Raw genomic sequence first — 13731 nt, 5'->3', positions numbered from 1 at the left:
CAATGTCTGACCGACCGCTCGCTTTCTCATGCTTCGTAATCCGACCGCTCATTAACCGGCTGTAACATTCCTCTGGTCTTGAACGCCTCCGGCTACGGCCATGCCGTAGCCGATCCCGTATTCAAGAGCAGGAACATACAGTGAATCACGCACCGGCCTTGGATCGAGTTGTTGGTAGGCGCTAAGTCCAGCTGCCCATGAATTCGCCTCCATTGCGCCGATGCCCGCTGTCTCGATCACCCACTCTGAATCCCAATTGCGGCTAGCGCTCAGGTTTCCCTCTCGAATCATCTGCATGAAGTTTTCGTCGAACTCGGCATTTAAGCGGATATCCCTTGCGGTTCTGCGCCCATCGACAAGCATCGTGGCACCCTCCACATGCATATCGTACAAGCGGTTAAACCACTGTTCATCTGTCATCGATTTTTCGGACGCGCCGTGCATTTGGTACGCCTCAACCTCTGTGGTTGCCGTACCCGGTAGAGGGTAATAACGCGTTGGATGATGCGAAAGGCCACCAGAGCCGATTACTAGGGTCCGCTCTCCAGTTGCCGCAACGATTTCGCCGATCGTCGCACCCAATTGTTCCGCTCGAGAAAATGACAGCACTGGGCTAGCAATCGCGTTCAAAAAGACTGGAATCACCGGGTAGCGGTCTAGCGAACCGAGTAACCGATGAAGGGGTTGTGAAAATGCATGGTCCACACGCATTTGGTGTGAGACCGCAGCATCGAACCCTTTGCCACTCATTTCATCGATGAGCGCGAGCGCAAGGGAGCGAGGAACGTTTAGTGGACCTCCGAATCCGCCTACGTCCTGAACCGCGGTAGCAGCCACGCCGACGCAGTATTGCGGCATCAGCGAAAAGTGGAATCCGGCGAAGTGATCGGAGGCGAAGATAATTACTAATTCGGGGTTGAACGCCTCGATATCCGCTCGGCACTGGGCATACAAGCCAAGAATCTGCTCCTCCTCAGCTGGCGCCTTCGCTCGAATCATCGTGATTGGTGAATGCGATACGCAAACAAGCATTCCTGGTGTCCGGGTTATCACAACCATCGCCTCCTGAAAAACATCGCGACCCGAGGAAATCGAGCGTCGACCACTGTGCATATGATTGCGCTCAGGGGTGTAGATGTCTGTCCTCCATGATGTGTACGTAGCGACCCGCATGCCGGGAACGGGTGAATGCGCGAACGCGATAGTCTCCTTTTTGTCCACATTGAGTGGGACAGACAGCCCGCAAACGAACGTGCAAAATCGTCCTAATCGAGTGCTCAAGCTCGAAGATTGTTAAGGAGACTTGTATGACGCCGCAGCAAACACTCGAGGCGCGCCTTGCCATTGACACGATTAATGCAGAATTCAACTGGTGCCCTGACAATGCCGCTTAGGAAACGCCCGACCCGTTGTTCGAAGGGAACGCCAAATACACCAACGCAAAGCGTGTACTTGAGGGGCGCCATGAAATTCGCAAGTTTTTTGAGCATCGGAAAAAGGTTAGGAATCCGCTCATCGCGTCATATGTGGAGCGGTCTACGGATGTCTCCGCAGAGGGATATATGGTGCACGCGACCAGCGTGTGTCGCTCGTTCGCCGCTAACGAGCCCTTGCCTCTTGAGCAAGTACCCATCTTTACGGTTGCCGATTTCTTCGACATTTTTCTCTGCGGTCCGGACAACTGTTGGCAAATTCTCGAACGAACCACAAAAAGGCGTGTTTCGGAATCCGGGCAGGCAACTGCGGCGCCCGGCGAGGTGCTGGTCTCGTACGTTGCCGCGCGGCTTTAATCGCTGAGTCAGCTTTCCAATGCGCTCAGCCCACCTTCACTTGTCAGACCTGGTGCGAGGCGCCTAACGCCTCTTTCACGTTCACAGTCAGGACAATCGTGCAAATCCGCCTTCCAACATTCGATCCTGATAACGCCACCGCCGATCAGATCACAATCCTTCAGGAAATCGCAAGCGGACCGCGCAGAAATCTCGACGGACCTTTCCTGTCCTGGATTCATAGTCCCCAGTTGGCTCAGCACGCTCAGCGTCTGGGAGCGTTCTGTCGCTACGAGACCGGACTGTCGCTTCGCCTTTCTGAATTAGCGATCCTGATAACTGCGGCGCACCTGCGATCTCAGGCCGAATGGCATATTCATTATCCTATCGCCCTTAAAGCGGGTCTACCCGACCATATAGCTGAATCGATAAGGCGCCGCGAAGATCCGCTTCTGGTCGACGTGGACGATCAGATCATCTTTGAATTCGCGACCCAACTGCATCGAACCGCTCGGGTATCCGACGACATCTATCAACGTACCTTCGACAGATTCGGCCCAACCGTGGTCGTGAACCTCGTGGGGCTGTTGGGGTATTACACACTTGTTGCGATGACGTTGAACGTATTCGAAGTTCGGGCGAATGGTCAAAACGAACTACCGTTTTCCGAACCGGCATGAATCGTTCAAAGGATCCGCCCGTGCGCGGCACTTGAAGTGCGAATCGACAAAGTCACGTTAAATAGGAGACGTGTAATGACTGGAAACAGAGGGGTGGTGTATGTGGAGCCCGGCAAGGTTGAAGTCCGCCCTATCGCATTTCCGGACATGGTGTATCCGTCTGGACGAAAGGCAAACCACGGTGTTGTTCTGCGGGTCGTATCAACGAACATTTGCGGGTCCGACCAACACATGGTGCGCGGTCGCACTACCGCGCCGGCTGGCCTCGTCCTCGGCCATGAGATAACCGGGGAAATCATCGACGTAGGCTCCGACGTGACGACACTGGGAAAAGGCGATCTCGTGTCCGTGCCCTTTAACGTAGCTTGCGGGCGCTGCCGCATGTGCAAAGCCCAAAATACCGGTGTCTGTCTGACCGTTAATCCGGGGAGGCCAGGCGGTGCATACGGTTATGTCGACATGGGTGGATGGATCGGTGGGCAGGCTGAATATGTGTTCGTACCCTACGCGGACTTCAATCTATTAAAGTTCCCTGATCGCGACCGAGCCATGCAGCGAATCCGTGATCTCACGTGTCTATCCGACATCCTGCCCACCGGTTACCACGGCGCTGTTACCGCAGGCGTGCGCCCTGGCTCAACGGTCTACATCGCAGGTGCCGGTCCTGTCGGACTGGCCGCAGCGGCCTCCGCCCGGTTACTTGGCGCGGCAGTGACGATCGTCGGGGACGTCAATACGACCAGGCTCGAACATGCTCGGGCCGTGGGATTCGAAACAGTCGATCTGTCAAAAGACGCCTCGTTGGCCGATCAAATCGTCCAGTTGTTAGGGGTTCCCGAAGTAGATTGCGCTATCGACTGCGTCGGTTTCGAGGCCCGCGGACATGGACACACTGGCTCGCAGCATGAGGCGCCCGCGACCGTCCTCAACTCACTCATGGAAGTGACTCGGGTCGCTGGAAGTATCGGGATCCCAGGCCTTTACGTTACCGACGATCCCGGCGCATCTGATACAGCGGCCAGAAGCGGTAGCCTGTCGGTTCGACTGGGCCTCGGGTGGGCGAAGTCTCATAGTTTCTTCACCGGGCAAACGCCTGTGATGAAATATAACCACGACCTGATGCAAGCGATCCTCTGGGACCGTATCGACATCGCGAAAGTGGTCAATGTTCAAGTCATAACACTCGATCAGGCACCGGCAGGATACGCCGAATTCGATGCGGGAGTTCCAAAGAAGTTTGTCATCGATCCGCACGGTTTGCTTTCGAAAGCGGCATAGCGACTTCGTTGCATCCCGGCATATGCAAGGGTTCATACCGTTGGCGGCATTCCGCTCAACGCAACGCCGCTGGGTAAGTTCGCCGCCGGAGTACGCGGTGGAGCAGCCTCAAGTCCGACATGGAGGTACAGATGAATGTTAGTTTGAATGAACCCTTCGCGCGACCGAACCGGTTTTCGCGAGAAGAATGGGCCGCGCGCGTACAGCTTGCCGCTGCGTACCGGATCTTTGCCCATATCGGCTGGAGCGAACTGATATATAACCACATCTCGTTACGCGTGCCCGGGGAGCCTGGACATTTTTTGGTGAATCCGTTCGGGCTGCATTACCAAGAGGTACGGGCTTCCAATCTTGTTAAAATCGATCTGGATGGAAACATAGTTGACCATTCCGACTGGCCGATCAACCCCGCCGGCTTCACCTTTCACAGCGCAATTCACGCGACCATCTCCGACGCGCACTGCGTAATGCATATGCACACGACGCCTACGATGGCGGTTTGCTGTTCGAAGGAAGGTTTGCAATTCTCGAATTTCTATGCCGCACAATTGTACGGCAAGATTGCTTACCATGACTTCGAGGGCATTACGGTTCATCTGGACGAGGGCCGACGGATTGTTGAAAGCGCAAACGGCAAACCGGTGCTCCTGCTTCGCAATCACGGTCCGGTAACGATGGGGGCCACAGTCGCCAGCGCATTCTCGTTGATGTGGATCCTCCATCGAGCATGCGAAGTCCAGATCGCAACACGGTCATTGGGTGAGTCAATCGAAATTTCCACAGCGACTCTTGATAGCTGCGTGCGTGACTCGTTGACCTTCGATCCACTTTTCGGTGCCGGTCAGGACGTTTTCGATGCGATGCAGCGCCTGATTGATGCGAAAGATCCATCCTATAGGGGCTAAAAATCAACGCCCCATAAGCGCTGATGGCCAGTTATGCAAGCCGACGGCTTCGGAGTCGGCAACGAAAACGAATGTTGTCGGCCCCGGTGCAGTCATGGGACTGATCGCCGCGGCGTTGTCGAAAGGCGACGATGAGATGGCCTTACTCACACGCAGATTACTCCGCGAAGCAATCCGTGTGAACGTGTCGTGCGTGTCGACCCAAAGCACCGGTTCCGAACAGTCTTTTCCCAATTCTGGCGACTATGGACACCGACGCGCTCCGCATTCAGGATTATGTTGTTATTGTCGCCCTAAAAAGGTCAGATGCTTCAGGGCCTTGCACCAACGCTGAAACCGCTGATTGGCTTTCCACCGTCATTGTGGCAATCATGACTGGCCTTCATGGTGGTTCCTTGACGGCTTCAACGGACCGCTTGATGGGCAACGATTAGCCGTAGGCGACGCAGAAGTGTCGTTCCATGAGACGCGCCTTCAGGCTAAGCGATCATTTGCGCGGTGCATCTATCGTCTTCGACCGTTGCTCCATCCATAACAAGCCGCGGGTTGCGAAATTTCCTTATCGTGGGCGCGCCGTCAGATGCATTGAACGAGCCAGCGAGCGCTTTTGCTAATCCGCTACGGGTTGTGGTTTCGGTGTCAGTCTGCCCGGCAAGATACGGCAGCTATGTGGATTCAGTTACGGGAGAATACGAATCCAGTTAGGGCCTTGACTCGTTCGATCGCTGACATGATCTTTGGCGGTCCGCTCACTTATGTGATCGTCGAAAGGATGATGGAGGAAGCCGATTTGATAGGGAAGCTCGGACATTCCTCCGGCGTGAGCGTCGCCGAAGGGATATCGATTGCGCGCAAGCTTGAGCCCTTCAGGAAATCCGTGCTTCAGGTCCGTCGGCGTCAAGGTCACTGGAATTGATGCCAATCGAAGGGCTTTGCCGGGGCTCGGACGCGAACTTGGTCTTGCAACACCGTTTTGCGATGCTGTCTTTGGCTTGCGCCAGCGCACGTTGAACGAAGCGTTGATCTAAGGAGCCCCCTATTTGGGGTTACCTCACGTGATTGTTCCAGCGACTTCGTAGTGCCCACCGTCGACGATTACGGCGCGCAACGCTCTCGAACATGGCCGCAGGACTACATTAACTTCCTCGAGTTGCCCCCGACCGCTCTTTGGCCGGCATGGTTAAGTGACAGCGTACGCTCAAATGACTTCGAGGGCCTGCTGATCTATCGTTGATAAATCGCTCTCGATAGCCACCGCGGCGCCGACCGGTTGTGGCTCACCGTCGATTTCGCTTTCGGTATAGCAGCAACTGCTGCGGCGTTGATATCGCTTCGTGAGGCCATATGACACTTCCTTTGGCCGGCTTCTGGCGCCACCTTGGTCACATCAGGTCAAGTTGGGCTGACTTCCAGAACGAATACTTTCCAGTGCGCGGAGCAACAATGTCGTGAGTTTTTCCTTCTCGTCAGGCGTGAAAACCGTTAAAAGCTCGTTATCAACCACCGATCGCAGGGTCCGTGCTCGCCATAAAACCTCGCGACCGCGGGGCGTTAGCGACAACTGAACCAATCGCGTGTCCTTGGCGTTGAGATGGCTTGCAACTAATCCTAGTACAACCAGTCGACTGACAAGTCGGGTAATTGAACTTGGGCACCACTCACCTGACAATGTGCTGTAAGCCGTGTGATAGACGCTATTATCCCCGAACTTCAGGAGCATTCGCGCTTGCGACAACGTGATGCCGATTTCATTGATGAATCTTGCATTTTCTTTTCGACTGAGGGTAGAGCTAGCTTTTGCCAAAAGGAACCACACTTCTTCAATCGCGAGTGACAAGCAGCGCTCCCACATGTACGCAGGTGTACAACCCAGACTAATAGACGCAATTTCTACCGAAAATGATGGGATTGGTGTTCGACGAGATGCATATAATCTTCCCGGATCGGTGCAAATACGTCGATGTTGAAGACCTGATCACCTCCTACAACCAAGCCTTTGTGCGGAACGCCGGCGGGTATCTGGAGAACCTCCCCCGCGTTTACGATGAACTCAAGGTCTCCAAGCGTAAACTTCAGCGTTCCTTGTAGTACCAACGAAGTCTGGTCAAAGTCGTGCGTATGAAATGGCACGTTGTCCTCATGCGGCTCAATCCAGTTAAATACGATGATCGAGTTGTCAGTCCTTATCGCGGATCGTGAAAGAATTCCGTTAGCGATCACTTCCCGCGGAAGCGCTCCAAAAACAGACTGAACTGGGTGTCTTAAAAGCACCTTCTGGGCAAATGCTGTTGCGCGCGAGTTGAACATTTCTGTTACAGGTGGGTTCGTGTGAGAGGAGGTCATATCCATTCCTATGAACTGCATGATGATCGGCAGCCATGTTCATCGGCTGTATGGCTTCGAGTAGGCAGTGCGGCCCGGGTTCAGGCCCACTTTCGATGTAAGAGCTTAGGTTACCGGTGCTACCCTTAAACAATTAGGCATTCGCTTTCTGGACTTGAGACCGCTTCGACAAGGTCCGACGAGCGACGAACGTATACGGCTTTAGCAGCAGGATGCTCAAAACCGCAATACCCAACGCGATCTCGAAGAGTGCCATGGCCAATCGATAGGAGCCGGTTGTATCAAAAGCAAGCCCCATCAAGGCGGGCCCGAATCCGCCTCCGATAAAAGCGCCTGAGTAGATAAGTCCATAGATCTGACCAAGATGTCGAGTACCGAAATAACGGCTCACAAAATAGGCGGCAAGGCCAAGTTCCGCCCCTTGCGCGACACCAAGAAGCAGCCCCCCAGCAAGGAGAGGAGGAACCGTAGTGCTATGATCCAGCAACAACATACCGAGCAAAGAGGCGCCAAAAAATGGCAGGGCAATTTTAGGCGAATCGACCCGATCGACAAACACACCGTAAGACAGCTGCCCTCCGATGGCACCTATAGCCATACAGGACTGCACGGTAGCAGCAAACCTTGGCGACCACCCACGATCAATCAGCATCGGGACGGTGTGAACAAGGGTTCCAATGATCGTGGTGACGCCAAGGAGTACCATCAGTCCAATCAGCCAGAAGGCTGCCGATCGACGCGCCTGCGACACCGACAAATCCGTTTCTAGGCCAGCGACTTGAAGCGCAGCAGGATTACAGTCGTCATCCTCGAAGTTTGGACTTGGCGCCCGAAGCAACGGCAACAGCAAAGCGAGCGAAGCAATAATCAGGAGTCCGAGGCAAATATATCCACCTCGCCACCCAAATCTCTCGATCGTCGGTCTGAGGAGCTGAGGGATCAGGATGAAGCCGACGCCGTTAGCGGTTGATATACATGCGAGCGCCACTCCGCGACGCCTCTCAAACCATAGCGCTACCACTTTGCTATACGCCACATAGTTTTGCATGCCCGCCGCCACGCCTATGACACCATAAAGCGCGACAAACTGCCAGAAGTTGGCGTGTACCAATGCGACCGACATATTGGCCAGAGCAAAGAAAAGTACGCTCCCGAGAATAACCTTGCGTACGCCCCACTTGTCCAGGCAACGACCGAGGATCGGTGTAAAGAACGCTGCAAGCACGGCCGTGAGCACATTGACGGATGAGATAGATGTCCTGCTCCAACCGAAGTCGTGCCCCAGAGCCACAATGAACAGCCCAAGGGATCCACCGAGTATCGGACCAGCACTGACCATCACCCCGATCGCCGCCGCAAACAAAGCTCCGCTCGAACGGCGATTGAATTCGCTTGTACCGTCATTCATAACGTACCTCGATTTTCACCTGTTTCGATCTCCGTCGAACGTTAGACAAGCAATTTATGCCCGAAAGTAATTCCCTAGCTACGTTGAATCTCTCTTCCATTTTCGTCCCCATCCCCCTAGTTCCAATCTCGACTACCCTCGCCCAGTAGGATGTCTTAATAGGCCGGCTTTCTTCGTAACAGTCCTAAGCCGATCCCGTTCTACTCCACGGCTGAAAATCTTCCGCTTCTTGGCTGACCAGATGTAAAGTATTCGCTAGTGCGAAGCGGGGCGTGGTATCGCACCTTTTCCCGTGCTGTTCTGCGCCTTGCGTTCCGCATCCTCTAGGTTGGAGGGGTAGTTGAGATCAGCGCCGGGGCGATAGCCGTTCTGCTCAAGCGTGCCCATCTCAGCGCGATTCTTTGCGCGAGTTGCCTTCCGTTCAGCCTTTCGCGTCTGAGGTGTGGATGCCTCTGAACTTTGAGCACATACTGGCTGCGAGATAGCAGCCGCGGCTAGCCACCCTGCGAAGCCGATGCGTAGTAGGACTGCACTTTTCTTCACGGTAATCTCCGTCATGAATGAACGGCAACGGGTCCGCCATCCTCGGACCATGGCGCTGCGCCATGGCCGAAAAATTGTCAATGTCCTGAGATACGGCTTTCTGGACACGCCGGGCCGATAGACTGCGATAGCGACCAAATTTCCACTGACGGATGGCGACGACCGAGTACTAAATTCTTCAATGTTAACTATTCCGTCACGGCTTTCCGATGCTTGTCTCGGAGAACCTGCGGCGTGAAACCGGGGCGCCGAACGAGTTCCAGTACATGGCGCTCGTTATCCACTACTTTCTGAATCGTCTCCGGCAGCTTCTTTACAGCGTCGCGAGGAACGACGACTGCGCCGTGATAGTCCACGCAAATCACGTCGTTGTGAGCCGCCTGCATACCGAAGATGTTTACTTCGCCACCAAAGCCTAGAACATGGAAATGAGCATGACTCGGAGCAGCATGGCTTGCGATAACCTGAAACCCATCTTCCATAGCTTTCATATCCCGTAGGGCGCCGTTGGTTACGTAACCTACTGCACCCAACGCTTTATGGATGGCGACCGATATTTCACCGACGTAAGCGCCGTAGCCCGGTTGATCGTCGAGATCTTCAGCCAATGCAACTGTCGGAAAACCTTGCGCCGAGAGGTAATCCAGATAGTCCGGCAGATCGATCGATCCGTTACGGGCGGCCTCACGCGTTCGAAAAATCGATGTGCGGGCCAGACCGACTACCATTGGCATCTCTGGTCGGGCGCAAATCATGCCGCGCGTCGTGAAACCAACGTGACGGCGCTCGGGACTGATGGCCTCAAGCGCATTGCAGATGGTCGGTGTATCCCAGAGCGCAATCGCATGCAGGTCTTCAACTGTAAACGGAAATTCTTGCATCTTCGTCCTATAATTAGTTTACCTAACTAAATTTCAGAAATTTTATTGGGCTCGTTCATTCAAAACGCGCGCTCCCTCGAGAAATTCTTTCGCGCCTGCCGAAAGATAATTGAGATCGTTGCCCATTGCGACGAACCGATACCCCATATCCTGGACCGCCCTGGCACGCTCCGGCGTGCTCGCATAAGTCGTCGCCAGTTTCCCTTTTTTGATTGTTTTCGTGGCCACCTCCTGCAAGATACCCAGGATCATCGGGTCATTCATTGCTAGTTTAGATCCTTTGTAGAGGCTGATCGAGAGATCGCCCGGCCCGAGAAATATGCCATCAATGCCGTCAATCTCGAGGATTTCCTCCAGCGCCGCAACCGCAGTCACCGTCTCGATCATGGCAAGCGCAAGGGTATTTCGGTTTGCGCTCTGCAGATGGAAGCTGAGGTCTGTCTCGTTCACGAGACTCATTGCTCTGAAAGGGCCAAAACTGCGTTCGCCCAAGGGCGGGTATTTTGTGAACTCTACAAACCGTTTCGCGTCGTGGGCACTGTTTATCATTGGCGCAATGACGGCTTGTGCTCCCATATCGAGCGCTCTGCTTGCCATCGCGAAGTCGCCCACAGGCACTCGCACAATAGCCGGTTTGCCGACCAGGGCAGCGGACGTAATACAGCGAGATACCGATTCGCAACCAAGCAGTCCGTGTTGCATGTCGATGGTCACGGCATCGAATCCTGCACGAAGCGTCGCTTCGGTGACAAGCGGTTCGGGAATATTCACCCAGGAGGATAGAATTGTCTCCCCTGAGCGCAAGTCGGCCGAAAGAGATGACGGGGCGGATCTGCCCGCAGCTGCGTTGGTGCTTTTTGACGGTTGCTGAGCATAATCCTTCATGCATCCCTCCATAAGGGGTTAGTGATTACGAGGCAGTGCGCACGTGAGAGGGATATTCCGCCCGATAGTCAGTGGGAGATACTATCCAGGCCCTGCTTTTCCGTTGACTGCGCCGTGGCTACCACCTGGTTCTCATATGTCTGAAGCGCGGCTTCCATCTGCCGGAAGATCTTGATACCGGCATCGATGTCGCGATCAGATATCTCCGACAATATCGTCGTCCGGAAATTGGTCAGAAGCTCGTCCACGATCCGGCCTAACGCCCGTCCCGTTTCCGTTAGGTGAAGCGTCTTAGCCCGGCGATCGTCGGGCGTATCCCGCCTGACCAGGAAATTCTGTGTTTCGAGTTCTGCCACCGTACGCACAAGAGAAGGCGCTTCAATGCCGAGAAGATTCGCCAGTTCGCCGTGGCGTTGACCATCGCCGAAGCGAATCATCACGAACAATGGAGCAGTAAAGGAAAAAGAATAGCCGCACCCACGCTGCACCACGGCCTCAACCATCCTTCTCCAGTTCTTATGTAGTGGATTGAACTGGTAAATTAAGGCCTTTTCACGCTCTTCCCGCTCGCGGTTCTTTGCTGTCTTCATCATTTTTCTATTGCCTATAGCGTAGATAACGTGCCGGCTGGTGGCGACGACTCGATGAATTCAATTAGATTACCCGCGTTGTCACGCAGGAATATGTTCGCGCCGAATGCGAAACGCTTAATCCAGACAATGTCAGCACCACGGCTCTTCAGTTCTTCGCCGAACTCATCGATGTCATGAATTCCGAAACAGATGTGCTTGTTGCCATAGGTGCGTAAGTCCTCATTCGGTTCGCTGCGAATTTCAGAGGCCGGCCGGGCGCCTTCGACTTCGAAAAGCTCTACCCGAAGCTCGCCGTTTCGCAGCATTGCCATTTCGGCAGGAATCGCCTCAATTGTCACCTTGCTCTCGACTTGGAAGCCGAGTACGTCGCGGTACCACGCGATCGAGGCTTCCAGATCGGGAACGCTGACTCCGCCGTGATGATGCCAAAAACTTAAGGTTGCCATTCGCTCTTCCGCCTTTCGGTTATGGAACTTAGTCCGTTCATTTTCCACCGATGAATCATCTTAATTGATATCTATTTAGTTAGCAAACTAACGTTAACACCAATGGTGGCCTGCGGATCTCACCCTTATAAAGACGACACGCCGCAATGTTTCTCTAAGGCGAGCGCACGAACAACACGGGCACGCCGTGGAGCGAAATTCACGGCTAAGACAGCAGTGACTATGACGCGAGTTCTCTGACATTTTTGCCGCGCAACCGGTGGCCGGTGCATCCCCTGCTCGGCTTCCGCTAATACGAGAGGCGAGGACCGATCGCAATGAGCAATACATACGACTATATTATTATCGGCGCAGGATCTGCTGGCTGTGTTCTAGCCAATCGCCTGTCCTCTGATCTAGGCAACAGTGTTCTTCTCCTTGAGGCTGGAGGCGCTGCCGGTGGGTTGCTCATGCAGATGCCGCTTGGATTTTATCGCCTGCTGCAGAACAAGCGTCTATCCTGGCAGTACGCAAGCGAACCCGAACCGCACCTATCAAACGTGTCGACCCCCCTGCCTCGTGGGAAGGTGGCCGGTGGAACATCGTCCATCAACGGGATGACCTACGTCCGCGGCGAGCCTGACGATTACGACCGCTGGGAACGCGAGGGCGCCACGGGATGGAATTTCGCGTCGATACTCCCCTATTTCAGACGAGCCGAACACAGTTGGCGGGGCAGTAGCCGTTTTCACGGCGCAGAAGGCCCGCTCAGTGTCGAGTCAGCTTCGGCTGAATCAAAATTTTTCAAGCTAATCACGGCCGCAGCGATTAGTCTTGGTCAGAATGTTCGCTCTGATCCGCACGCCGGGGATCGCGAAGGCGTTTCACTCGTTGAATTCACGACGCGAAAAGGCAAGCGAGCCAGTACGGCCATGGCCTATCTCGCTCCGGCCGCAAGCCGTCGGAATCTCTTGATCAAATACGGTGCCCACACGAGACGCATCCTTCTCGAAGATAACAGGGCAGTTGGTGTGGAGTTCGAAGAGAACGGCCAGATCTGTAGCGCTCGCGCGAAGAAAGAAGTGCTGTTGTGCGCAGGCGCCTACAACTCTCCACAAATCCTCATGCTGTCGGGAATCGGCCCTTCCGGGCATCTCAGGGAAGTCGGCATTGACCCTGTGGTGGACCTGCCCGGCGTCGGCCAGAATCTGAACGATCACGTAGCTTGCGGATCCATGTACCGAGCAAAAGATCCAGTAACGATACATCGCAGCCTTAGAGTGGATCGTCTGACGATGTCGGTGCTTCAATGGTTTGCTTCGGGAAAGGGCGTCGCTTCCCGTTCGCCAGTCGCATGCTGGCAGTTTGTAAAAACTCATCCGCAATTGCCAATGCCGGACATTCAAAGAATGTTCAATCCCGTGTCACCTTTCTCCCACGTCTGGTATCCGCCCTTCAAGGCGGGGGTCGGTGAAATATTTCAAGTCATCAATATTCTGCTTCGCCCGCAAAGCCGCGGTTGGGTGAAACTTCGATCGTCAGATCCAAAAGACAAGCCCAGGATTCTGACGAACATATTTGCCAATCAGTTCGACTTGCGCGTACTCAGTGACGCTTTGCTCGAACAGAGACGGTTAATGATCACCACACCTCTCGTGAGCGCCATCGACGAAGAAATCAACCCGGGTCTGACAGTCAGCACTCCCGCTGCAATGGACGATTATGTTAGGCGCTCGTCTTATCCAGCCCATCACGCGAGTTGCACATGTGCGATGGGTCAGGGACCGCAGACGGTGGTTTCACCGACATTGCATGTGCACGGCGTGGAAGGTCTGCGTGTAGTTGATGCGTCTGTCATGCCGTCGATCGTGGGCGGCAATATTAACGCAACAGTTATAGCTATTGCCGAGAAGGCCGCCGATTTGATCATGGGAAGAAATCTGCAACCTATTGACCCGGACGGTCGTTATTAACGAACGACGCAGTGCCTTCCACGTAACCGGGACCTGTTCTACTTGCGA

General features: G+C 54.5%; 15 protein-coding genes. 6 read left to right on the top strand and 9 right to left on the bottom strand.

Annotated features, from left to right (window positions below; all coding sequences use genetic code 11):
- Nucleotides 1-51 precede the first annotated feature (51 nt).
- On the bottom strand, nucleotides 52-999 hold the full coding sequence (locus tag ACRWA7_RS16050; RefSeq protein WP_438391881.1) for a hypothetical protein: 948 nt from the start codon (nucleotides 997-999) through the stop codon (nucleotides 52-54).
- A gap of 410 nt (nucleotides 1000-1409) precedes the next feature.
- Between ACRWA7_RS16050 and ACRWA7_RS16045 the strand changes: the two genes are divergently transcribed.
- From ACRWA7_RS16045 to ACRWA7_RS16025, 5 genes are all read left to right on the top strand, one after another.
- A complete protein-coding gene (locus ACRWA7_RS16045) occupies nucleotides 1410-1790 on the top strand; it encodes a hypothetical protein (RefSeq protein WP_438391880.1) in 381 nt (126 codons plus the stop codon).
- A 98-nt stretch (nucleotides 1791-1888) separates the two neighbouring features.
- Nucleotides 1889-2449, top strand: coding sequence for a carboxymuconolactone decarboxylase family protein (locus tag ACRWA7_RS16040; protein WP_438391879.1), 561 nt, complete (start codon nucleotides 1889-1891; stop codon nucleotides 2447-2449).
- Nucleotides 2450-2524: 75 nt separating this feature from the next.
- Nucleotides 2525-3727, top strand: a complete 1203-nt coding sequence (gene fdhA / locus ACRWA7_RS16035; RefSeq protein ID WP_438391878.1) for a formaldehyde dehydrogenase, glutathione-independent — start codon at nucleotides 2525-2527, stop codon at nucleotides 3725-3727.
- Nucleotides 3728-3858: 131 nt separating this feature from the next.
- Nucleotides 3859-4632, top strand: a complete 774-nt coding sequence (locus ACRWA7_RS16030) for a class II aldolase/adducin family protein (RefSeq protein ID WP_438391877.1) — start codon at nucleotides 3859-3861, stop codon at nucleotides 4630-4632.
- Nucleotides 4633-5341: 709 nt separating this feature from the next.
- Nucleotides 5342-5548, top strand: a complete 207-nt coding sequence (locus ACRWA7_RS16025) for a hypothetical protein (RefSeq protein ID WP_438391876.1) — start codon at nucleotides 5342-5344, stop codon at nucleotides 5546-5548.
- Nucleotides 5549-6019: 471 nt separating this feature from the next.
- Here the strand turns inward: ACRWA7_RS16025 and ACRWA7_RS16020 are convergent, their stop codons facing one another.
- From ACRWA7_RS16020 to ACRWA7_RS15985, 8 genes are all read right to left on the bottom strand, one after another.
- Nucleotides 6020-6469 carry a MarR family winged helix-turn-helix transcriptional regulator gene (locus ACRWA7_RS16020; RefSeq protein ID WP_438391875.1) on the bottom strand — a complete coding sequence of 150 codons (450 nt, stop codon included), beginning with the start codon at nucleotides 6467-6469 and terminating at the stop codon, nucleotides 6020-6022.
- 53 nt (nucleotides 6470-6522) lie between these two features.
- Complete coding sequence (locus ACRWA7_RS16015; RefSeq protein ID WP_438391874.1) at nucleotides 6523-6981, bottom strand: cupin domain-containing protein; 459 nt, start codon at nucleotides 6979-6981, stop codon at nucleotides 6523-6525.
- A gap of 127 nt (nucleotides 6982-7108) precedes the next feature.
- The gene (locus ACRWA7_RS16010) at nucleotides 7109-8383 is read right to left on the bottom strand and encodes an MFS transporter (RefSeq protein ID WP_438391873.1); all 1275 of its coding nucleotides are present in this window, start codon (nucleotides 8381-8383) and stop codon (nucleotides 7109-7111) included.
- A gap of 255 nt (nucleotides 8384-8638) precedes the next feature.
- Nucleotides 8639-8941 carry a DUF4148 domain-containing protein gene (locus ACRWA7_RS16005; RefSeq protein WP_438391872.1) on the bottom strand — a complete coding sequence of 101 codons (303 nt, stop codon included), beginning with the start codon at nucleotides 8939-8941 and terminating at the stop codon, nucleotides 8639-8641.
- A gap of 173 nt (nucleotides 8942-9114) precedes the next feature.
- Entirely contained in the window at nucleotides 9115-9807 is a 693-nt protein-coding gene (locus tag ACRWA7_RS16000; RefSeq protein ID WP_438391871.1) for a hypothetical protein, read from the bottom strand.
- A gap of 42 nt (nucleotides 9808-9849) precedes the next feature.
- Nucleotides 9850-10692 carry an HpcH/HpaI aldolase family protein gene (locus ACRWA7_RS15995; RefSeq protein ID WP_438391870.1) on the bottom strand — a complete coding sequence of 281 codons (843 nt, stop codon included), beginning with the start codon at nucleotides 10690-10692 and terminating at the stop codon, nucleotides 9850-9852.
- Nucleotides 10693-10760: 68 nt separating this feature from the next.
- Nucleotides 10761-11285: a MarR family winged helix-turn-helix transcriptional regulator gene (locus ACRWA7_RS15990; RefSeq protein WP_438391869.1), complete on the bottom strand. Its 525-nt coding sequence runs from the start codon at nucleotides 11283-11285 to the stop codon at nucleotides 10761-10763.
- Between the two features lie 11 nt (nucleotides 11286-11296).
- Nucleotides 11297-11731 carry a VOC family protein gene (locus ACRWA7_RS15985; RefSeq protein WP_438391868.1) on the bottom strand — a complete coding sequence of 145 codons (435 nt, stop codon included), beginning with the start codon at nucleotides 11729-11731 and terminating at the stop codon, nucleotides 11297-11299.
- 317 nt (nucleotides 11732-12048) lie between these two features.
- Between ACRWA7_RS15985 and ACRWA7_RS15980 the strand changes: the two genes are divergently transcribed.
- Nucleotides 12049-13683, top strand: coding sequence for a GMC family oxidoreductase (locus ACRWA7_RS15980; RefSeq protein WP_438391867.1), 1635 nt, complete (start codon nucleotides 12049-12051; stop codon nucleotides 13681-13683).
- Nucleotides 13684-13731: the final 48 nt, after the last annotated feature.

Origin of the sequence: Caballeronia sp. DA-9 (assembly GCF_051615025.1) — a bacterium.
In the GTDB taxonomy this organism is placed as follows: domain Bacteria; phylum Pseudomonadota; class Gammaproteobacteria; order Burkholderiales; family Burkholderiaceae; genus Caballeronia; species Caballeronia sordidicola.
The sequence above is the reverse complement of the archived record's forward strand: the minus strand, read 5'-3'. Positions and strand labels throughout refer to the sequence as shown.

Bases quoted from the DNA above. Each gene is read 5' to 3' on its own strand.
- ACRWA7_RS16050 (WP_438391881.1), bottom strand. From the start codon at position 999: ATGATTCGAGCGAAGGCGCCAGCTGAGGAGGAGCAGATTCTTGGCTTG.
- fdhA (WP_438391878.1), top strand. From the start codon at position 2,525: ATGACTGGAAACAGAGGGGTGGTGTATGTGGAGCCCGGCAAGGTTGAA.
- ACRWA7_RS16030 (WP_438391877.1), top strand. From the start codon at position 3,859: ATGAATGTTAGTTTGAATGAACCCTTCGCGCGACCGAACCGGTTTTCG.
- ACRWA7_RS16015 (WP_438391874.1), bottom strand. From the start codon at position 6,981: ATGGATATGACCTCCTCTCACACGAACCCACCTGTAACAGAAATGTTC.
- ACRWA7_RS16010 (WP_438391873.1), bottom strand. From the start codon at position 8,383: ATGAATGACGGTACAAGCGAATTCAATCGCCGTTCGAGCGGAGCTTTG.
- ACRWA7_RS16005 (WP_438391872.1), bottom strand. From the start codon at position 8,941: ATGACGGAGATTACCGTGAAGAAAAGTGCAGTCCTACTACGCATCGGC.
- ACRWA7_RS16000 (WP_438391871.1), bottom strand. From the start codon at position 9,807: ATGCAAGAATTTCCGTTTACAGTTGAAGACCTGCATGCGATTGCGCTC.
- ACRWA7_RS15995 (WP_438391870.1), bottom strand. From the start codon at position 10,692: ATGAAGGATTATGCTCAGCAACCGTCAAAAAGCACCAACGCAGCTGCG.
- ACRWA7_RS15990 (WP_438391869.1), bottom strand. From the start codon at position 11,285: ATGATGAAGACAGCAAAGAACCGCGAGCGGGAAGAGCGTGAAAAGGCC.
- ACRWA7_RS15985 (WP_438391868.1), bottom strand. From the start codon at position 11,731: ATGGCAACCTTAAGTTTTTGGCATCATCACGGCGGAGTCAGCGTTCCC.
- ACRWA7_RS15980 (WP_438391867.1), top strand. From the start codon at position 12,049: ATGAGCAATACATACGACTATATTATTATCGGCGCAGGATCTGCTGGC.